This is a genomic window from Croceitalea sp. MTPC5, assembly GCF_036985505.1.
Lineage (GTDB): Bacteria > Bacteroidota > Bacteroidia > Flavobacteriales > Flavobacteriaceae > Croceitalea.
The window spans coordinates 38,599-58,926 of sequence record NZ_BTGQ01000006.1; the positions used below are offsets into that span (position 1 = coordinate 38,599).

Genomic DNA, 20,328 nt, shown 5'->3' on the forward strand with positions numbered 1-20,328 from the left:
GGATAATAAAAATAAAGAGTTTATCGCTCTTTGTTTTCAAAGAAAGTGCTAATAATAGGTTCTGAAAGGGTTAAATGAAATTTCTCCCTATTATATGCCGGACAAACAACTCCAATTTAATTTGAACTTCACAATCTCAGGAATCTCTGTAAGTTGCTTTTTAAAACAACCGCATAGCTATTGCCTAAGAAATATCCATTTTAAAGGGGCTAACTGTCAACATTCAACTACTTATTTATAAGGTAGTGTGGCTATATCTCACTTTAGGTGTGTTTACATTCTAAATTGGAATTTACGAAATAGTCTTTGCCGTGGTTAGACTTTGACTGCCCTTTTTCGTTTGAGCTCTTTGATATCCTGTCTTAATACCTGCATCTTGGCCGTTTTTTCCGGAGGGAAGCCAATAGCCGTTTTCTTTTTATGGGTTTCCATCGAACGCAGGTTATAGTCCAGATCGAATTTCTTGGAGCTGATTTCCCGTTTTACCTTTTGACATAGCTTGACGAGTTGCAGGGCCACTTTTTCCGGATCGAACCGTTGCTGTTTTCTGCCAGCGATGTGGATATTCCTGAACTCTAGCCGATAGCAATAGAGATAATTGTGGTTTGAGGGAACATATTCCGCTTGAAAGACCAAATTGGCGTTCAGGGTTTGCAAGCGGGCAACTTGCTTGTGCTTTTGTATGTTCAGGTTCAAATTCGACCGTTCGACCATCGCCAGGCCCAATCCTTTGAAAAATGTTTTGGGTTCCCTTATGTTATGGACACTCGATTCGAGTTCGGAACCCGAAACGAGACCTAGCAAACTTCTTTGCAACTGGCCCATGTCCTCGGGTTCGATTTCATCCATGGGCAGGTTCAGCTGGCTGATCGTATTTTGCGCCCTCTCCAAATCGGCCACTTGGGAAACAATATGTTTGTTTTCCTTTTCGATGCGCTCGATGGCTTTGAAGGAATTGGCCTTGTTGAGCTCGTGCAACCGCTTTTGCGATTGTAGAAACTTTAGGTCATCCGAAAGCTTGACGAGTTGAAACTGGTCCATATCCCCAATCAACGCGGCCTGCATCTGTTCATAGGACAGGCTCTTGTCATCGGGAACGAGGTCGTCATAAATGCGCTTGTTCGGATCGGCCTCCCTGATTTGTTCCCGGAATCTTTCTTTATGGGTATTCAACGAATAGGAAAAGATGTCCGTGGAGTCCTTGATGCCGTAGAATCGCTCCACCACCGAATTGCCGTAGATTTGGGCCACTTCATTTCCCTTGCGCAAGCCCCGTCCGGCCCGTTGGTCGAAGGCATCGGGGGAATAGGGAATGTCCATATGGAAGATGCCCACGACCCGTTTTTGAATGTTCGTGCCCGTACCCAATACCTGTGTACTGCCGAGGGCTACCCTAATCTCGCCCTTTCGTATCCTTTCCTGCATACGATCTGTTCTGTTCCTCGCCTTTTCCTCTTGGGCCAGGGCAATTTCATTTGCGGGAATCCCATAGTCTTCCCGGAGGATTTTGCGGACCGTTTCATAGGAGTTGTATTGTCCCGGTTTCCAAACGTTCAGGTCGGAGAACACTAGGCATACCCCTTTGTGTTCCGATGTTTTTTTATAAAGCCCCACAACATCCTGGCACAGGCGTTGAAGTTTGAACTGATCGAGTTCCGAAAATTCGATGGCGAGATTGTCCTTTGCCAAAGGGTCGATCAAAAGGGAGCGGTTGATATTGAGTGCTGTTATGTGTGCGGACTTCATTTGGTCCTCGTTGTAAATGGGAACCTTGAACAGGGCATTTTGGTTACGGTCCTTGGTAAACCTGAGCGAGGCCTGTTTGAGCTCTTCATAGGCCGGTGTCGATTCCAAAATGATAAATTCCCTGTCCACCTCAAGGTCATGGGTCCTGAAATGTTTGTCCCTGCAGATATGGGTAAAGGAGTTATACATCTTGCTCAGTTCGGGCAGGTTGGTGTAGTACCGAAATCGAGCGTGCATCCTCGGATCGCCAAAAATATTCGGTTCGATGCTAACGCTCTGCTTCAGGAAAATCGAGGCCCAGGCATCGAAATTGAAGATGTTCTTGCGCTTCAGTGCCGCAGGGGTAAGGTAGCGCTGGTAGGCATACAGTTCGGTGACCGAGTTTTTCAAAGGGGTACCACTATAAAAAAAGATATTTTTATCGGCACCCATGCGGTGATGGATGGACTTTATACTGATTTCGAGGTCCAGGTTCCTTTGACTGTCCGAATGGTTGTTGAGACCGGATACATTCTGGTGCCGGGTCGTGAAACCGATATTTTTGAAATAATGGGCCTCGTCGATCATCAGGGCCTCGATGCCCAAATCGGTCAGGGTCGTTTCCGTTTCCCCGGACCGTTCCTCCAATTTTTTTAAGGTCGTCTGTAGCTTGTCCTCCAAATGCTCCTTCCTTTTGATCAGGCCCTTGATCAGTTTCTTGGATTCCTTGATATTTCCATATTCCCTTGCCGTTTGTAGGTCCTGTTCGATCATATCTATTTTTTCGCCGAGGATATCCAGGACGAACTGCCTTGATTTGGGAATCTGCTTTAAGTGGCCGTGCTCGGCGATGATCAGGTCAATGGCCCTGTGGTTTTTAATCGTTTTCAAGGTCTTGGCCCTTTTGCCCTTGGCCATGTTCTTGGAACTCAATCGGAGGATGTTCAGTTGGGGAAAATTGGCCCTGATCTCGGCCTCGATCTGGGGAGCCACGCTTTTTAAGGTCAGTAGCAGGGTTCTCCTGCTCTTCCCGTGCTGTTTCAGTTTATGGGCCAGCATGGCCATGGAGAGGGTCTTGCCCTTGCCGACCTGATGATCGTTCAGGGCACTACCCCTAGTAAGACCGAAGAGGGTGGAGTCAATCTGATGTTGGTAGGGCGGGTAGACCAAGGTATCGGGAAAGGTGAGCCATCCCTTGGGCACCGTGATATTGACATCGGCCAAAAAGGCCTGGTAATAGTTGTTCTCAATGGTGGCCTTCAACTCTTGCCGCCCTTCGATAAAGGACTTGAAGTGGAGCTGCAGCTCCTCGTAAAGATTTTGGGCCATCAAGGTGGCATCCTTGTCCAATTTCCTAATGGTCTTTCCCGATCGGTCCTTGTACGAAGTGAAAATGACCGGATACCTATTTTCCGCGAAATGTTGCAATATCCGTTTATAGTTCGCCTTGACCTCATGGTGGAGCACCACACTGAAGCGTTCGTGGGCCTCTTGGTTAAAGTCCCTTGGGAACATCAAGGTCAAGGTGGAGTTGAACTGCGCCATATTGATCTGTACCTTCTCGCCTATGAGTTCCTCCAAAAAGGACTCTTTTGCGGAAATAGGAATAAAATGGCTTTCGAAATTGAACTCGATATCGTCCAGGTCCAACTTTGCGGGAAGCAGTTCCGTCAATGCCCGTTCCATTTTTTCCGTTTCGATTTCGAATGGTGGAGGATGGTTCCCGACATACTCGATCTTATCCTGGATATAGCCACTCGAAAATAGGAAATAGGGCACCACTGCATAGCCCGTTTCGGATTCCCTATCGGGCTCTAGAAAAAGGGAGCGGGTTTCCAGCCCGTTCAGCAACAGTTCCTTTTCGTTGGTCTTAAAGGCTCTTGTGATGGCTGCTATATCGAGCTGTCCGTTATGGTCAAATTGGTAGCGCGCCATTTGTTCGGGATTCTCGAATCTGGGTTCCTTTGAGTCGGATGTATCTGTGCCAATTTCAGCAGAAGCGGTTTCATCGGGTTTGGTTTTGGCGCGGGGAGCCTTTAGAAATCGTTTCAAGGTGAACGACGGATTTTTGCCATAGCCCTTTCCATCCTCCTTTTTCTCAAACTGTTGGCGGACCTGCTCGAAATAATGGTCGTCCTTCAGAAATATGAGATGCCCCTTTAGGAATCCCCACTTAAAATGGAAGGTGTCCAATTGGTAGTCCAAGTCCTGGAAGCGTCGGGCAACTTCTTGCTCCGGAAGTTCCCTTTTTTCGATATTGAGGTTGAGCAGTACGAGCTCGTTCCGCATACGGGCATAGTCCGCCACCAATTCCCTGATTTTATGGGGTACCTTTCTTGTGCGCTGTGGGTCGGTGTAAAACAAAACTTCGCCCTTCTTGTTAAAATTGTAGGTACCAAAAAACAATCGGGAGTATTGTTTGGCTTCTTTATCGTGCAAGGCAATCGGAGGTAAAACCGTATCGACGATAGGAGGCGTTGGTGGTGCTGCCGTTTGTTCCTCGGCTATGGCCTCCTTTGGCAAGGGTTCCGGTTTTTTCGGTATATCTAAAGGTGCCTGACCGACCTCGAACTTGAAACCATCGGATTGTCCTTCCAGAAAATTCGACAGGGATATTTCGTTAGGTTCAACAATAATGCTTGGCCTGTTGTGGAAAAAGCCGAGCTTGGGCGTACCGTGAACATTTCCCGGATTGTTCTTGAAAAAACGATTGGTCAGAAAGGATTGACCTTCCAGTTCAACGGCTTCGGTTTCCGCAAAATCCATTTCGTCGGCGGACAGCGTTTTTTTGTTGGAAGTCCTACGGTACAACAATAGATCGGATACGACCTTGGTGCCCTCGTTGGTGAACAAGTCCGTGTTGAAACGGTTGGCCAGGAGCAAGTCGTTATCCAATAATATAGACTCCCTAAAATCATTGTAGGCACTTCGCTCGGCAAAGGCGGAAGAGGTAACCAAGGCCGTGATTCCCCCATGGCGTACCATCTTTGGGGCATAAAAATTAAAATAATTGCCCACATTCTTGAGCGGACCTTCCGTCAGGTAATCGTGTCGATAGGCCTTGGTGATGGGAATGTCCCCAAAAGGGATATTGGTCATGACCAGATCGAAACGGGTCTTTTCCCCTTGATCCAGAAAAAAATCCTCAAAAGTGGTGTTCAGTACGGTTACACGGTCGTCTTTTTGGTTATTGGCCTTAAGGATTTCAAACGATAGGATATCGGGTTCCAAAGCCGTGATTTGGGCTTCGGGAAACGCCTTTTTCAATTCCTGCACATAGGCCCCATTGCCCGCCGAGGGCTCCAGTATGGTCTTGGGTTCGAACCCGTTCTTTTTTAGAAGACCGATTTTATATTCGATAAGGGTCTTGGGGGTATAGTAACTGGTCAGATGGTACCGCCGCAACGAAGCCAGAATTCCCCTGAAGGTCTCCGGGAAGGCCTGTTCAAGGGTTTGCAGCAATTGTTGCCCCTGTTTTTCCTTCCCAGATGCAGGATAGAACAACAGCTCCCCCAACTTGGCAAGTCCGGAATTGTTGATATAATAGTTCTTGGGATTCGATGCCTTTATCAAGGCAACGATCTGAGCCAAATGTTCCTGTTTCATCCCGAATTATTGAAGCGATTTCAGGATGGCCGCCTTTCCCTCGGGGTCTTTTTCGTTCAAGGCCCGATAGATATCCGACAGGGCTTCATTGGCATGCTCCAGCGCAAGGGGCCCAATGTGGCCGTCCTCAAGAAACTGCCCCTGTAATTTGGCGTGCAGGATATAGGCATTGATGGCAAAATCAAAACGGTATTCCGCAGCATCCAAACGGGCGGTCAGGTTCGGATAAGCCTCCAACGCGTAAAAACAAAAATGAAGGTCGGGACCACATTCCCCATTGGCAAGCTGGCGCTCCCAGTCCTTGATCGTTTCCGGATGTTCAGTTCGGAACCTTTGGGTTTCCGAAGTAAGTAAGAGTTCTTCCTGTGTCATGGATTGTATTTTTTAAGGTTTGTTTGACAGTATAAAATCAATTGTGCTTTCAATGTTTCGATTTGGAGTTTCGTTCAATTCGATAAGGTGTTCGTACAAGGCGTTCTTGAACAGTATCACGCCGTCAAGTGAATCGAAGCGATGGAAAACGTGTCGACCCTTTTCGCAGCGGATGAAAAGCTCAAAGGCCTTTTTCTCGGTGCTTTGGCTCAATGGTTTTAATACTTCTGAGGTAAAATCCATCAATGTGGTAATACTTTCCATAAGGAAAGCATCCCGTAGTAAGGGACGGCCATTTGTGTCCAAAATCGTTATCTCAAAAAGCATGGTTCAAATGGAAATTTTAATTTGTCTTTTTTTCTTTGTCCCCAATGGTTCCAAGACATTGGTATGGTTCATATATTCCCTATAGCTATGGTAGTATTCGGGATGTTTGCTTTTTAGATTGGCAATGGGCCTATATTCCTTGAGTTCTGGTTTCTTGCCTTTTTTCGACAATGCAAAGTAGGTTTTGCCCGAACCGTAATGCTTTTTTAGCAGTAGGGTATCGTTGGTCTGCCGCAAGGGAATCTTGTCCACATCTATGAGATAGTCCTTCTTCTCAATAAGGTTTTTGACGACCTCGTACTTTAACCGTTTCGGGACGTTTTTGGATTCCAAAAAATCATCCAGCAATGTCCATTGCTTTAAAACATCGATACCTCCCACACTGTCCGTAGCCTTTAGGAATAATCTGTTCCCATGAATGCCTAGGGAAACGCCGTATTTGGTCTCGGCCAAAAAGGTTATTGATTTTTGTCCAAGTAATGTGCGGAATTCGCCTACCGAGAGATATAGGCGATTTTTTTCATTGGCGACTTTTAGATAGGGCACCAGTACGACAACGTTTTTTCCTAGGGTTGCGGGAACGAAAAGTCCATCCAAACCTTGTTCGACCTGAATAGGCAATGTTTTGGATAATTTCGGTAGTTTACCGACCGGGGGCACCATAGGCCGGATGCCATTTTGCAGATGCCGATTGTACGAGTACATATTTCGTAAAGTATCGTTGAAAAGGTGGAGCAGCCTGTTTTTGGTCTGTTTATCCAAATGGTTGACATCCCTTTGGAAATACCTGTGCTTCATAAACAAATGATCGGATTTGGAAGGGTAAAGGTGTTGAACCCTTTCCTTTAGTAGCGAAATGGTATTGTTGTTCCAGACGGGACAATTGTTCAAATGTGCAAAGGATATATAAGTCCTATTCTCCATGCTATTATAGCCCAATAGCAGTTTCATCAACTTATTTTCGTTTTCATGGATGGATATGCGGCCTACGGGGGTGATATTCCTGTCTTTTTGGAACAGCCGGTTTTTACTTTTTAAAAGGGCCAACTGCTCTTTCAATGCCGTATTGATAAAACCCGATTCGGCCAATTTGAGATTGCGGACATATCGCAGCTTTCTAAGGTCGTTCAATTGATCGGTCGGAACGGACTTAAATTCAAATTCTTTAAATGTACTGAAGTCGGGATCCAAAAATCGGGATACCAAATTTTTGACCCTGTGGAAGAGTTTAATGGCAAAGCGAATAGTAAGGTACGATTTCATGGCTATCGGTTCAATCAGTTTTTAAATTGGAATACACCTCATATTTTATATTAAAGGAAGGTGCTGGATTTATCCTGTTTCCGTCCTTAATGACCTCGTAATGCAGATGGGGACCAGTGGAAATTCCCGTACTCCCAACGGTTCCGATAAAATCATGGGCATCGAGTGCTTCCCCTAGGGCGACCGCCACGGATTCCATATGCCCGTATAGGGTACTGAAACCATAGGCATGTGAAATGATGACATGCAGGCCATGCCCATTGGGATCGTTTCCGATATGGGCCACCCTTCCGGCAGCGGTACAATAGATCGGGGTATCCTTCTCCGCCGCCAAATCGACCCCAAAATGTTTCCTTGTGATCCGATGGATGGGATGGTGGCGGTTTCCATAGGAACTTGAGAGTACATAGTGCTCCCGGAACAGGGGAACCGTCGAGGGCACACTGTCCAAAATTTTCGGCCGCAAGGGCAAAAACGGTTTTAACCGGTCTATTTGCTCGAAATTTTTCAAGTCGTGCAGAAGGTCGTTGAGCCGTTGATAGACAAGGTCTTCCCTAGATTCCTCGGTTATGGGTTGACTTATTTGCCTTGCAAGGTTTCCAAGGTCTTTTGTATTATGGGGATTATCGTAAAAAAATCGATTGGCGGCGATACAAAGAAAGAACACCGTGACAAAAATCCAGTAATTACTGTTCTGCGGGGTAAAATGACCGCTATCCTTGGAATTGGTCACGTCGCCCACTTTTTGGGCGCATCCCTTTATCCAACCGATCGAGGATTTTTTAATGTTCTTCCAAACGCTCATAACGAATTTATTACAAAGGTTTTTGATAAAATTTTGATTATTGCAAATTTTATTTATATTTGTAGCAATTATTGCAAATATATGTAATTTTTACAAATATGAACAACAGGTGGCGAAAATTTGATGCAACGCTGGATGTCCCGGCCCTAATGGATTATTTTAGGCTTGTGGTCCAACGTGAGACGCGTACTTTTATATGCTACCAAATCGGGAAGGAGCAGTACATCGTTATCAGGACCGAACTCGGATATCGCTATTACAAGCCGAGCGGACCCAAGACAAAACTGACCGCTTTTGACTTTATACTGGAGCGGCTTTCTCGAACCGATGCAGAGGCGAGAACGGGTCTGTGGACCAAAGTCGAGGATTTCTATACGGAACTTGAAAAAAAGCCGGAATTTTTTCTAAATAACGGCTCCAAAAATTCACTTGAAATTGTTGACATTGATTTCAACCATTTTGAAACGCTCAACGAGGAACTTTCCTTAAGGCCGAAAAGCCTAGGGGGCGACGGTTCCGACATTTTTAAAGATCGTATCTACGAAAATCCGGAAGGCCGACTGTATTTCCCCTATCGCAACTTGGCCAACACCCTCACGGGATATGCCATGGAAAAGGATGGAAAGCTTTCCCTGATAGCGGAAAGCGATATTTCCAAATCGGTTTGGTTCAGTAAGGTACCCGATACCATCAAGCATTTGGTGGTACTCCGCAACCCTATGGAAGCTATGGCCTTTCATCGAAGGTTCCAATTGGAGGACGTGGTCTACCTTACGATATCCAAAATCAATTACGAGACCTCGAAACTACTGGTGCAGATCCTGAAGCGTACCAAACTGAAAAAAATGGTGCTCAGTTTTACCGGATCATCCAAGATCGAAGGCTATATCCACGACCTGATGCTCATTTCCTTTATCAACGACTCGCGTTTTTTGTTCCGGGTGGGCAAGGACCATTTGGCCGTCCGCTTCGATCCCGAAGGGCAGAAACCGTTGGCCAAGCTGCACAATGAGGTACTAAAATACAACGGTAGCTTGGCAAAGGAATATATCAAATACAACAAGGTGCCCGACCAATCCCTTTTGAACAGGAAGAGCATCGTGCTGACCAAGGAAAAGCAGTGGGTATCGTGCCGTATTCCCTTTGAGGTCAACGCACTTCGCTATTTTCTCTGGAGCTATTACCGAAACTATATGGACAAGACCGTTGAGATCGTTAAACCCGTACACGCCAATTGGAGGCTGGAGTTCGAAGCGAACGGGGTCTATGTCGGAACCGAAAAATTAAAGGCCTTTAGGATGGCCGTATAAATAAAGGGGGCGCTCCCGCCCCCTTCAATCCTTAATTCCGGACATGAAAAATGGAAATGTCATATCCAGAATTACAAAGTTAACAATTGTTTATTAATCCTTAATTTAAAACTTGAAAAATGGAAAAACAAGCACAGCAGGTTTTCGTAAAAGTGAACCAACGGTGGCAACGGGCTACCGTAACCGGAGAAAAGGACGGAAAGGTATCCGTCGTGAACAACGAGGGACAATCGTTCAAAGTGCCCAAAAAAAAGAAGTATTATGAACCCATCGAATCCAAGGACCAGAAATTTGCTTATAAGGACCTCGAAGAACAATTGAAGGGCCATTATATCAGCTATAAAAAAATCCTCCCGAACGTACGCACAAATCTGACCGAGGGACAGGAGCATTTCCACGAGTCCACCTATATCTCCGAGGGCGAGCTCAAGGAAAGTGCCAAAATGATACAGATGGTATATGACCGGAACTTGGGTACTAGACTGGACGTCCAGTACCGTAGAAATGAAAAGGTAACTCTGGACGAGGCATGGGCCTATAACCATACTTTCAGCGCCGATGAGTTCGAGCGCATGGTGGACAAAAAGGAGTTCGTGCTGTTCCAGGGAAGCACCAACGACGGCGAAGTGTTCCAAAAATTGGCCTATTACGAGCCAAAGGTACAGGATATCCGTACCAAACCGGCACTTTCCACGAACACCTATTTTTATGGGGTAAAGTTGACGGCGAAACAGGCCGATGCACTCAACAGGGGCCAGGAGCTCGAAATGGTCATCAAGAGCAAAGTCCACGGGAACAAACCGTATTTGGTATCCTGGTCCCCGCGCCGACAGACCTTTATTACCAAAAAAGTCGATTTGGAAAAGGCCAAAAAGCTTGAGGTCAACCCCGGCGAAAAAAAAAAATCGCGCGGCCGAGGCATGAAAGTCTGACCGATTGACCTAACAATGGGCCGTCCGTCACGGACGGCCTTCTTTTCATCCATACTATCTACAAAAGCAAATAACCTCAGGGCAACCCTACGAGGCATTCACAATGAAAAGACTTACAATTATCGAGATAAGTCTTTAGCATTTAAATCTCGATTACTGACTAAAGTTTGGGACATAACCGCATGTAATGCTCCCAAAAAAACCATGCCTATATGAAAAATTATGCCGAAAATCCGGAGCACTACAAACGGTTGATCGCCCAGATCGATCGTGAGGTCGATTTTCCCGGATACCTGATCGCACAGGGCTACCAATTGCTCAAGAAAAGTTCGGGTTCACAGGAATTTGGCAAGGAGGCGGAACGCCTCGTCCTACAGACAAAAAGAAATCCCGTAACCTATTTCAATCGCAACGACTCTTCGGACAAGGGGCGATTTTTCAAATACCTCCACAAACGCTCCGCCAATTTTTACGAAGCCGTAAAACAGGGACTGGGCATCATCCAAAGGGATTATCCCGAACCTTCCCCGGCCAAGGTGCACCAAAAGAACAACAGGCATATCAGCTTGGAAGATCGTTATCATATCGGCCCCTTGACCAGACCGAACTATTTAACGGAAGGTCGCGGACTCTCCATAAACACCCTCCAATCCGAAGCCTTCAAGGGCAGGATCTTCAATGCCTTCCACGTCAGTGATAACAAGGGCCGCATCGCCAATATCGCCCTTCCCAAATATGGGTTGGACGGAAAAATCAAGAACTATACGCTTTATAATAGGCCCTATCGGGACAGAAAGGACGGAAAGGTGAAAAAGTTCCGCTTGTTCCTCAACGAGCGTTATGAATACCTTTTCGTTTCCAATCCAAATATCAACGCAGAAAAAATAGTTTGTGTGGAGAGCGGTTTCGATGCCATGGCCTACCATGAACTGCACGGTTGCCCAAAAACATTCTACATCTCCATGTCGGGCCATATCGACGAGCGGAAACTCGAACAGTTCCTCCAATGGAATCGTACGGTAGATCCATCCCATACGCTCCCTCTTCTTTTGGCCTTTGACCATGATATCGAGGGGATGCGCTACGACCTTATTCTTTTGAGCCATTGGATCAATCGAAAGTCCAACCGGGTATTCATCGAAACGGATTGGAAACGCCCCGTGATGCGTTTGAAACTGAACTATCTCACCAAATCCATTGCTATCATGGAACGGGATACCGATTACATCAATGAACGGATTTCCAGAGGTTCTCACGGAATGCCCGAAGGTCTTCAAAAAGCCGTCTGCTATCGCGACAAGGTGCTTTGGGAATTGGATTTGGAAAGGATAGTCTCCCTCCCCCAACATTCCAGAACCTATTGGCGGCTGGCAGTGGAGGCACTTTCCCAATGCTTCGCACAGGGTATCCTGAAAATGGACAAATGCCCCACCATGAAGGATTGGAACGAGGAACTGATCTCGGTAAAAAAAAAGTCCAGTTGTCGGCTAGTGAATCTACTTTAAAGACTGTCATGGACAGACCGAGGAAAACCCAAAAAAGAAAAGGACATGCAAGATAAGAACAAGGGCTATATGGGCATGTACCTATCCGCTTTCCACTTCGCCATTATCCTATTCCGGGAGCAATATGCCCTGTACTTATTCCATTACGGGCATCAGGGATTCTCGGATAACATCCATTCCTTTCTAGTACGGTCCGGGCTACCGTCCCAAGGCATGGTCGCCCGTCTGCTCTTGCTGGGGCTTCTGATGGGCGGTATTATGATGTACCGTCCGGTCAAAAAAGAGGAAGTCGGTCGCAGAAAAAGTGTTGCGGGCTTTCTCGTGTCCTTGGCCTTGCTGTTCGTTTCTTGGTGGTGCCACGGTGCTTCCGAACTAGGGATGTGGGCCTCCATGATATTTCTTTCATTGGCCTACTTGGGATTGATGACTTTCGGGATGCGATTGTTCCAGTTTTTGGACTTCATGAACTTGGCAAAAAATGACCCCTTTAACGATACGAAGGAAACCTTCGAGCAGACTGGGGAGCGTATAGATACCCCATATTCCGCCAATATCCCATATACCTATTCGCACGATGGGAAACAACGGAAAGGATGGATTAATTTTGTCAATCTTTTCAGGGCGTTGTTGGTCATCGGCACTCCGGGGAGCGGCAAATCCTTTTCCGTTATCGAGGAGATCATGGCCCAGTTCATCGACAAGAAATACGCCATGGTCATCTACGATTTTAAGTTTGATACGCTGACCCGTAAGGCGTACGGTTATCTACAGGAGGCCATAAAAAAGCATGGGAACGATTCCGAAATGCCTTTCCCGAAGCTCTACCGAATCTGTTTTGATGACCTTCGGATGACGCACCGGAACAACCCCATGGATCCCTATGGGCTGGTCAATCAGTCGGATGCCATCGATACGGCCACGACCCTTATGAAAAACCTGAATCCCGAATGGATAAAACGGCAGGACTATTTTTCACGTAGTGCCATCAGTTATACAGGGGGCTGTATCTGGTATCTCAAGAAAAAATCGGAAGAAACGGGCAGGTATCTCTGTACCCCGGGGCATTTGGCCATTCTGACCACCGTAAAGATCGATATATTGATGGAAATCATGACCAAGGACGTAGAGGTACGCCAAATATTGGTTCCTTTTCGGGACGCATTGGAAAAGGAGGCCATGGAACAACTGTCTGGCCAGACCAGTACGGTCCAGATAAGCCTTTCTAGTATTGCGACCAAGGAAATTTTCTATGTGATGTCGGGCAACGACTTCAGTCTTGAGGTGAACGATCCCCGGTATCCCAAAATCGTATCGCTACAGAACAATCCCGAACGGAAGGAAGTCTACTCCGCACCCTTGGGCCTGTACATGAACACCATTCTCAAACGGGTAAACAAACCGGGCAAGCGGCACATGGCATTGCTTATCGACGAGGTACCCACCTTGTTCATCATGTTGTTGCGGACCATAATCGATACCGGGAGGGAAAACAAGATCGCCACCATTTTGGGGCTTCAGAGCGTCGGACAGCTGATCTTGGACTACGGCCGGGAACTGGCCGATGTCATCTATGACAACTGTGCGAACATTATCTGCGGTGCGGCCAAGGGCGAGACGGCCAAACGGTTGAGCGAGCTTTTCGGAAAGATCCATCAAGAAAAGGTCTCGAAGAACACGAGCAGTTCGGACGTAAGTACCAATCTGAGTACACAGATGATGGAGCTCTTGCCCAGGAGCAAGATCGCATCCATGTCCACCGGACATTTCGCAGGGTTGGTGGCCGATACTTTCGAGCATCAGATCAAGGAAAAGAAATGTTATGGCCAGTTGCTCCCCGACATCGAAGGCAAGCGAAGGGCCATGAAGCACAAGTTGCCCGTTGTCAACGATTTCAAACCGGAGAATTTCGGGGAACTTTTCCAAGCACAGATGAAGCTCATAGAGGAGCTGGATTTACCGAAGAATGTCTCGGGCCTGTTTACCAGGGAAATTGGGTACATCGAATTTTATGGAAAGCGTCTGGAAGAAACGGCCAAAAATGCATTTACCAATGGTACCAAACGCCGAATTTTTAAGGATGTGGTCAAGGAGCTTCGCCTGTTCGATTTCAGGGAGGATATTCTGGAACTGCTGAATACGGGTGTTAGGGACGCCGATTGGCAAAGGTTATTGGCCTATATTGTGGAGGAATTTTTGGTACGTACGGAAATGGACCGTGTGGCCCAGGCCGAATTCGACAAGATCATTAATGAAGTGGACAGCTTGGTCAAAGAAGAGTATAAAGCCCTTACGGGAAAAGAGCTGAAGAGTGCCATATTTGACGAAAAGAAAATAAATGGTGAAATTGCAAGATCAATCGACAACTCCGAGGCGGCCGTGGAAAAGTTCATGGACGATTTCGGGAAGGAACTTGATGAGTCCCTGTCCCAAAGTTTGGCAGTTTTGCAGGAAGAGACGGAGTATAATTTTGAAGAGGAATTTTCCTCGTATCCCATAGAAAATTTTGAATAATGGACATTGAATCGATCATCAATCTGGACTCCAAGGATTTGGGGTATATCGGGGAACGCTTAAAGGAAATACGTCTTGAACTGGTGGAATTGGACGATGTCGAGGACAAAAGGTTCAGTAAGTTTTCGATGACCAACCTAAGCGATTACCTGAACATGGACCGTACAACTTTGGCCAATGTGGAGCGCGGTTCCTCAATGGTCAATTCCATCAAGATCATCCTCTATTTCTACAGCTTGGGCTATAACCCCATTTGGATTCTATTGCCCGATAACGAGTTCGTGCAAAAACGTAATCTCGGGGAAAATATGGTCTATCAAGAAGGACTTCGCGAGAAATACCTTGAGCTGGAGGAACGGGTTTCAGAGGCCATGAAGGATTTTAAATCGTCCTTATAAATTTTGCGTTCGAAGTAATTTCTTGCCGTTAAAAGGGTTCTAGGCTCAATATCCCCATTATTGTTTGCAAACACCTACCTATGCTTGGTTCATTGCTATATAGCAATGTCCATAGCATTATACAATCATTGCTATATAGCAACGTATAATGCAATAGATATTCAATGCTATATAGGGATATAGTTTCAAATGTTCATAGTGTCATATGGCCATATGATACTATGGTTTTAAAAAGTATATTTATGGAAACAAAAATAATTTCATGTACGGGGGAAAAGGGCGGTTGTGGCAAGACGACCCTGAATATCATCTTGGCCACCAACCTGTTCCACCTGTACGGGAAGAAAGTGGTATTAATCGACATGGACAATCCCCAGTACTCTGTGTACAAAAAGAGGAACCGAGATCTTGGACAGGTAGGTTCGACCGAAATGCCGATGTTTCCTGTGGAGCGGGCAACGGTCCAGACCTTGGAACCGTTGATCAAAAAATATTATGGTACTGTGGATTTTATCATCGTCGATTTCCCCGGAAACCTTAACGAGGAAATGGTAAGGGGGCTGCTGTATGTCGAACATATCTTCATTCCCTTTTTCCTTGACGAACTGGAAATCGACAGTACAGCGGTGTTCTACAAAACACTGCAACGTAACTATCTATGGAACGAAAATCGGGTACTGCGGTCCGTCAACCTGTTCTTCAACCGCTACGAGCTGGTCAAGGTCAATAAGTTCAATGCGGTAAGGAAAACCTTGGCGAAAGCGGGGATGCCCATGATGGAACAGGTCGTCATGGAACGGACCGTATATAGGGAGCGATACCGGAATACCCTAATTCCTATTCCCGCAACAAAAGAGAACGGGAAACTGGGGCTAAAACGATTTATGGAAGAGGTCATGAAAATTTCAAAAAATTAAAAATGGGCAAAAAAGTAAATGTTAAGGACTTGCTGGAATCTGCCATCTTGGATAATACGGACACGAAGGAACAGGTCCAGGGACTTAGGGAACAACGGCACGGCACGGTCGGAAAAGTTGGAAAAAGTCCGGTCCGGAAAAACGAAAGAAACGATGATTACGTTAAAGATGGTAACACGCATAGGGCCACGGGACGTACATTTCCGTTGGTAAAGTTAAGCCGTAGGGAACAAAAGAAGGTAACGGATTTCGAGACGTTGCTGGAGCAAGACAATTATACCGACAAAAAGGAGCAATTTATCTTTAGGTTGAGCAAGACCTGTTTCGAGGACTATGAGCGACTCGCCAGCGCATGCAGCTACAAGTTGGAAAAAAAGGTCTCGCGCAACGATATTATGCGAAAGGCCTTGGAGCTTTACCACCAAGAAAACGTTCGGGAACTTCAACGAATTATCGACAAGATTTGAATTGGCGGTGGGAACATATCGTTTATGCCATCATCGGTATCCTATGCCTGCTGTGGTACCTATGGGTCTTTGTCGTACTTAAAAAATCAAAAAACGAAAAAAATGTTCAGGAAAATTATTCATATATGCAAAAATCACATATATTTGTAAAAAACACATCTTCAAAGGATAAAGATATGGACCAGTTACTCAACCGTGTCGATGAGAATGAAACCAGCTCCGAGCTGTTGGATATTTTCAATGCGTCCGATAAAGATGTTCAGAATGAATCCTTAATTCCAGAACATGAAAAATTCAAGATTATCAAAAACTCCGAGTCCCCTCCGGAACCGGAGCTGGACGACTCCGATTAACGTCTTCCTAACACTATTCCTTATTGTTGCTTTCCATTCGGCCGGCTTTGCCCAGATCGATGAACTGGTCGATCAGGTCAACGAGGCGGAACAGGGTACGGCACAGATAGGGAACAGTATTTTCCGCATCATCAAGATTGCCGCAGGCGTACTTCTGGCCATCGCGGCACTGGCCTTTCTCATCATCAGGGAACAGAACCAGGATATGGCCCGAAAAGTGGGCAACGCCATTGTGGGGCTGGTCATTTTCTACGGCCTTATCGAAATCGGGGAAAACTTGGCCAACTGATCATGGAAAACAAGCTGGTCAAAATTCCAAAGGCCCTGCAAAAGGACGTTTCCTTCTTTGGGCTTCGTGCTAAATATGTGGACCAAGCCTTTAAGGGCTCGTTCCTGTCCCTGATGGTGGGACTGTTCCTCAGTACGGTCATCCCTACCTTTCTTAGCCTTTTGCTTTCCTTCTGTACCGCGGCCCTCTATATCGCACTCATGCTTTTCTATTCAAAGGCTTATGGGGAAAACGGTTTTATCAAGTCCCGAGCGGACAGAAAGGGGCCGGACACCATTAAGGGCCATGTCAATAAAAAAAAGTTGGTGCTATGGAAAAAAGATTGAATCTTCTGGATGCCTTTCCCATTTATGGTTATGAGGCACCGATCTTGGTATCAAAGGAACGAGGATGCCTGAGCATTCCGCTGCAATTGGAACTTCCCGAAATCTACACTTTGGACAGCAAGGATTATCTGAACCTGAACCGGATGGTCTCGGGTATCTTGGAAATCCTGGGCGAGAACTGTCTTTTGCACAAACAGGACCTGTTCTTCGGAGAAACCTATGCCATGGACCGACAGCGGTTGGAACGGGATTTTTTCGAGACCGAGGACGAACGCTATTTCAAGGACAGGCCTTTTTTGGAGCACCGGTGCTATCTGGCCATCCACAAAGTACCCAAAAACTATATCGGCCGAACGCCTATCGGGGCCAATTCCTTCTTAAAGAAAGAGCGCCGGTTCTACGGCCAAAAATATGTTCCCGAAGAATACCTCGACGGGGACACAATGGCGGATTTCGAGGCCAGGGTAGGTGCCGTCAACGACCTTATCAACGATTCGGGCCTGATGAGCTCAAAAATCCTTGATTCCGAGGGGCTTTTCGGACGATCGGGCTATTACGACTGTTATCTGGAAGCGGGCTACGGGGAAGGTACGGGCAGGGATATCGATTTTTCCGACTACGGGCTGCGGATCGGCGAAAAACAGGGACAGTACTTCACTTTGGAAAACCTGGACCAGTTCTCCAAGGAGGATATGGCCTTTCACGAATATTTTGGAAAATACAGTACAGGGAACAACCTCTTTCCTATAGGAAACCTGTTTTCCTTGGGGTTCAGGATTCCGCAGGAACATATTGTCAACCAATATATCTATATCCCCGAAAAGGAGAAGGCCATGGCCAAACTTCGGTCGAAGGCGAAACGACTTGACAAATATGCCCGGAACCGCAAGGGGGACAAGAACAGCACCTACCGGGACCAAATCTATGAGTTCCAGCAGCATATCCTTAACGAGCATAAGGAACTGGTCTATTATCACTTGAACGTATTGGGCATTTCCAATTCCAAAAAGTCCTTTAGGTCGATGTGCAATTCCGTCCGGTCGGCCTTTCGGAAGCTGGGTATTCATGCCAAGGAAAATACCGTGGATCGGAAAAACCTCTTTTTTGGGGGTATCCTTGGCAACGGCATCGGACTCAGCATGGAACTCTTCAGCCCCTTTTCCTCGGAGATGGCGGCCAGCCTTTGGTATTTTGAAGGGGGATATCGAAACAGGATGCACGGCCCCCACGGCCTGCGCATGGTCGATAGGGCCACGGGAAAACCTTTATTGGTAAGTCTCTACCGCGATCCCGAGGCAAAGGACTGGATCTTTAACCGGGGCATGCTCATCGCCTCCGGTTCCGGTGGCGGAAAGACCTTTTTTGCCAATGCCTACCTGTTCTCCGAATATCGCGAGGGAGCGGAAATCCTCATTCTTGAGAACGGGAATTCCTATGACAAGTTGCTGGACCATCTGGACGGGGTCGTCATAGAGAACGACGACAAAAATCCCTTTACGTTCAACCCCTTTATGCTGGATCCGGGGGATATGGTAGAAAAAGACGGCCAAAAGATGCTTACCGAGCACAAGCTGACGCAGCTTATCGCATTGGTCTATCTTCTATTGGGGCGAAAGGATACTACAACGGACGACGGTCATGACAGTGCCGTAATCCAGACCATTATCGAATTGTTGGTACAGGGATATTATAGGGACCAGTTCCTTAAGGATAATCCCGATAACTCCTTCAATACTTTTTATGGGTATTCGGAAAGGCATTTGGAGCGGCTTATGGATTCCAAGGGCATACGAAAGGAAGTCTTCGACCCCAATCTGTTTTTACTGCTCTTGGGCAAATATGCCCACGATGGCCCCAGGGCATACCTGTTGAACAGTAGGGACAAAAGGATAGCCCAATTGGGTCGTGAAAGGTTGGTATACTTCAAACTCGAAAACCTGATCGAAAACGAACAGCTCTTTCCGATCCTGGCGTTCCTGATGATCGATGTGTTCGACAAAAAACTGAAGGATCCCAAAAAACTTTCCCTAAACAAAATATTGGTCGTTGACGAGGCGTGGAACCTGTTCGACAATCCGATAATGGCCCACTACTTTGACGCCAAGTCCAGAATGGCCCGGAAATATGGGGGGCAGCCCATTTTTATCTCGCAAAAGGTAAGCGATTTCGTCAAATCCAAATACATCGGCAATACCATTGTGGTCAACAGCCATATTAAGGTGTTGCTGGACCTCGGCGAATTCGGAAATTCCTTTGGGGAGATCCAACGGTTATTGGGCCTGAACGAGAAACAGAAGCAACTGATCCTATCCATCAACAAAGATTTGCCCATGGGCCGAAAGCTAAGGGAAATGGCCATTTGTTGGAAGGACCGGGTCAAGGTGTTCGGATTGGAGACCTCGTTGCCCACCAAATGCCTGTTCGAGACCAATCCCAATGAAAAAGCAAAGATCAACCGTCTCCATGAAAAACATGGCCGTGATTGGGTAAGAACGGCCAACGCCTACAAACAGCTGCAGAACGAACTGGCGGAATCCGGTTCTGGGAATTTGAACGGCAGCGACATTAACCCTAAAAATAGAAAATGATGATATACTTGAAACCAAGAATTGTTTACCTAAGAATTTTAATCGGGCTACTCCCTTATTTTGGGGCCGCCCAGATTCCCGTAACCGATGTAGCGGCGAATGCCCAACTGGTCATCCTCAATCAAAATGTGGCCACGCTGAATTCGCAATTGGTCACCTTGAACTCGACCATGGGCAAGCTTTTGGCACAGATGGAACGGAACGTTACCGCCAATTCCAGTGCCTCCAAAATCCTTAGCCAGGACCTTACGGCAAAAAGGACCCCCGCCAGTTATGTCATGGGAAGTCCAGAAATGACCGAACTCTATGACCTGAAGGACAAGATCGTGGAAGCCTATAAGGGCACGCAGAAAAACCTGCGCTCCTTCGCCAATCTGGAAAAGGTGGAAAAGGAAAGGGCGACCGAAGCGTTGGCCGATGCCCTCGTGCAGGTTACTTCCTTGGTCTCCCAAGGATCGCATATCGCCTCGACGGGCGAGATTATTGAATCGGCCGATAGGCTCTCGGCATTACGGTCGATCTTGGACAAAATGGACAGCGTGCTGGAAACCATCATAAAAGTCAACACCTCCCTTTTACAGAAAAACGAACACCGCAAAGCGGTCTATTCATTGATCAAGACCAATTGATGTAC

17 protein-coding genes are annotated in these 20,328 nt (G+C 46.6%); 12 read left to right on the top strand and 5 right to left on the bottom strand.

All coding sequences use genetic code 11. The features are described from left to right. Positions 1 to 315 precede the first annotated feature (315 nt). Genes AACM45_RS17040 through AACM45_RS17060 form a run of 5 tightly spaced genes read right to left on the bottom strand, consistent with a single transcriptional unit; the run spans position 316 to position 8,098 of the window. Complete coding sequence (locus AACM45_RS17040; RefSeq protein ID WP_094997564.1) at positions 316 to 5,331, bottom strand: helicase-related protein; 5,016 nt, start codon at positions 5,329 to 5,331, stop codon at positions 316 to 318. Between the two features lie 6 nt (positions 5,332 to 5,337). Next, positions 5,338 to 5,703, bottom strand: coding sequence for a hypothetical protein (locus AACM45_RS17045; protein WP_094997563.1), 366 nt, complete (start codon positions 5,701 to 5,703; stop codon positions 5,338 to 5,340). A 12-nt stretch (positions 5,704 to 5,715) separates the two neighbouring features. After that, on the bottom strand, positions 5,716 to 6,030 hold the full coding sequence (locus AACM45_RS17050) for a hypothetical protein (RefSeq protein WP_094997562.1): 315 nt from the start codon (positions 6,028 to 6,030) through the stop codon (positions 5,716 to 5,718). A 3-nt stretch (positions 6,031 to 6,033) separates the two neighbouring features. Further along, positions 6,034 to 7,293, bottom strand: coding sequence for a hypothetical protein (locus tag AACM45_RS17055; protein ID WP_119648312.1), 1,260 nt, complete (start codon positions 7,291 to 7,293; stop codon positions 6,034 to 6,036). Positions 7,294 to 7,303: 10 nt separating this feature from the next. Continuing rightward, positions 7,304 to 8,098, bottom strand: a complete 795-nt coding sequence (locus AACM45_RS17060; RefSeq protein WP_119648311.1) for a M23 family metallopeptidase — start codon at positions 8,096 to 8,098, stop codon at positions 7,304 to 7,306. A gap of 98 nt (positions 8,099 to 8,196) precedes the next feature. Here AACM45_RS17060 and AACM45_RS17065 point away from each other — a divergent pair, with 98 nt between their 5' ends. From AACM45_RS17065 to AACM45_RS17120, 12 genes are all read left to right on the top strand, one after another. Then, positions 8,197 to 9,408: a hypothetical protein gene (locus AACM45_RS17065; RefSeq protein WP_119648310.1), complete on the top strand. Its 1,212-nt coding sequence runs from the start codon at positions 8,197 to 8,199 to the stop codon at positions 9,406 to 9,408. Positions 9,409 to 9,560: 152 nt separating this feature from the next. Further along, positions 9,561 to 10,340 carry a hypothetical protein gene (locus AACM45_RS17070; RefSeq protein ID WP_339144234.1) on the top strand — a complete coding sequence of 260 codons (780 nt, stop codon included), beginning with the start codon at positions 9,561 to 9,563 and terminating at the stop codon, positions 10,338 to 10,340. Positions 10,341 to 10,552: 212 nt separating this feature from the next. Beyond that, positions 10,553 to 11,845 carry a toprim domain-containing protein gene (locus AACM45_RS17075; RefSeq protein ID WP_119648308.1) on the top strand — a complete coding sequence of 431 codons (1,293 nt, stop codon included), beginning with the start codon at positions 10,553 to 10,555 and terminating at the stop codon, positions 11,843 to 11,845. A gap of 45 nt (positions 11,846 to 11,890) precedes the next feature. Further along, positions 11,891 to 14,356 (top strand): type IV secretory system conjugative DNA transfer family protein, encoded by a 2,466-nt coding sequence (locus AACM45_RS17080; protein WP_339144235.1) that lies wholly within the window; start codon positions 11,891 to 11,893, stop codon positions 14,354 to 14,356. Next, positions 14,356 to 14,754 (top strand): hypothetical protein, encoded by a 399-nt coding sequence (locus tag AACM45_RS17085; protein ID WP_339144236.1) that lies wholly within the window; start codon positions 14,356 to 14,358, stop codon positions 14,752 to 14,754. Before AACM45_RS17080 ends, AACM45_RS17085 begins: the two co-directional genes overlap by 1 nt. Before the next feature lie 242 nt (positions 14,755 to 14,996). After that, on the top strand, positions 14,997 to 15,671 hold the full coding sequence (locus AACM45_RS17090; protein WP_339144237.1) for a ParA family protein: 675 nt from the start codon (positions 14,997 to 14,999) through the stop codon (positions 15,669 to 15,671). Positions 15,672 to 15,673: 2 nt separating this feature from the next. After that, positions 15,674 to 16,138 carry a hypothetical protein gene (locus AACM45_RS17095; RefSeq protein ID WP_339144238.1) on the top strand — a complete coding sequence of 155 codons (465 nt, stop codon included), beginning with the start codon at positions 15,674 to 15,676 and terminating at the stop codon, positions 16,136 to 16,138. A gap of 125 nt (positions 16,139 to 16,263) precedes the next feature. After that, entirely contained in the window at positions 16,264 to 16,491 is a 228-nt protein-coding gene (locus AACM45_RS17100; protein ID WP_339144239.1) for a hypothetical protein, read from the top strand. After that, positions 16,424 to 16,780: a hypothetical protein gene (locus AACM45_RS17105; protein ID WP_147378288.1), complete on the top strand. Its 357-nt coding sequence runs from the start codon at positions 16,424 to 16,426 to the stop codon at positions 16,778 to 16,780. Before AACM45_RS17100 ends, AACM45_RS17105 begins: the two co-directional genes overlap by 68 nt. Before the next feature lie 2 nt (positions 16,781 to 16,782). After that, complete coding sequence (locus tag AACM45_RS17110; RefSeq protein ID WP_094997551.1) at positions 16,783 to 17,106, top strand: DUF4133 domain-containing protein; 324 nt, start codon at positions 16,783 to 16,785, stop codon at positions 17,104 to 17,106. Beyond that, positions 17,091 to 19,694, top strand: a complete 2,604-nt coding sequence (locus tag AACM45_RS17115) for a TraG family conjugative transposon ATPase (RefSeq protein WP_119648303.1) — start codon at positions 17,091 to 17,093, stop codon at positions 19,692 to 19,694. Before AACM45_RS17110 ends, AACM45_RS17115 begins: the two co-directional genes overlap by 16 nt. Then, complete coding sequence (locus tag AACM45_RS17120) at positions 19,691 to 20,323, top strand: hypothetical protein (protein WP_339144240.1); 633 nt, start codon at positions 19,691 to 19,693, stop codon at positions 20,321 to 20,323. The genes AACM45_RS17115 and AACM45_RS17120 overlap by 4 nt, the downstream gene beginning before the upstream one ends. The last annotated feature ends 5 nt before the right edge of the window (positions 20,324 to 20,328 follow it).

Bases quoted from the DNA above. Each gene is read 5' to 3' on its own strand.
- AACM45_RS17105 (WP_147378288.1), top strand. From the start codon at position 16,424: ATGAAAAATTCAAGATTATCAAAAACTCCGAGTCCCCTCCGGAACCGG.
- AACM45_RS17075 (WP_119648308.1), top strand. From the start codon at position 10,553: ATGAAAAATTATGCCGAAAATCCGGAGCACTACAAACGGTTGATCGCC.
- AACM45_RS17080 (WP_339144235.1), top strand. From the start codon at position 11,891: ATGCAAGATAAGAACAAGGGCTATATGGGCATGTACCTATCCGCTTTC.
- AACM45_RS17095 (WP_339144238.1), top strand. From the start codon at position 15,674: ATGGGCAAAAAAGTAAATGTTAAGGACTTGCTGGAATCTGCCATCTTG.
- AACM45_RS17040 (WP_094997564.1), bottom strand. From the start codon at position 5,331: ATGAAACAGGAACATTTGGCTCAGATCGTTGCCTTGATAAAGGCATCG.
- AACM45_RS17100 (WP_339144239.1), top strand. From the start codon at position 16,264: ATGCAAAAATCACATATATTTGTAAAAAACACATCTTCAAAGGATAAA.
- AACM45_RS17110 (WP_094997551.1), top strand. From the start codon at position 16,783: ATGGAAAACAAGCTGGTCAAAATTCCAAAGGCCCTGCAAAAGGACGTT.
- AACM45_RS17090 (WP_339144237.1), top strand. From the start codon at position 14,997: ATGGAAACAAAAATAATTTCATGTACGGGGGAAAAGGGCGGTTGTGGC.
- AACM45_RS17085 (WP_339144236.1), top strand. From the start codon at position 14,356: ATGGACATTGAATCGATCATCAATCTGGACTCCAAGGATTTGGGGTAT.
- AACM45_RS17065 (WP_119648310.1), top strand. From the start codon at position 8,197: ATGAACAACAGGTGGCGAAAATTTGATGCAACGCTGGATGTCCCGGCC.
- AACM45_RS17055 (WP_119648312.1), bottom strand. From the start codon at position 7,293: ATGAAATCGTACCTTACTATTCGCTTTGCCATTAAACTCTTCCACAGG.
- AACM45_RS17045 (WP_094997563.1), bottom strand. From the start codon at position 5,703: ATGACACAGGAAGAACTCTTACTTACTTCGGAAACCCAAAGGTTCCGA.
- AACM45_RS17060 (WP_119648311.1), bottom strand. From the start codon at position 8,098: ATGAGCGTTTGGAAGAACATTAAAAAATCCTCGATCGGTTGGATAAAG.
- AACM45_RS17120 (WP_339144240.1), top strand. From the start codon at position 19,691: ATGATGATATACTTGAAACCAAGAATTGTTTACCTAAGAATTTTAATC.
- AACM45_RS17115 (WP_119648303.1), top strand. From the start codon at position 17,091: ATGGAAAAAAGATTGAATCTTCTGGATGCCTTTCCCATTTATGGTTAT.
- AACM45_RS17050 (WP_094997562.1), bottom strand. From the start codon at position 6,030: ATGCTTTTTGAGATAACGATTTTGGACACAAATGGCCGTCCCTTACTA.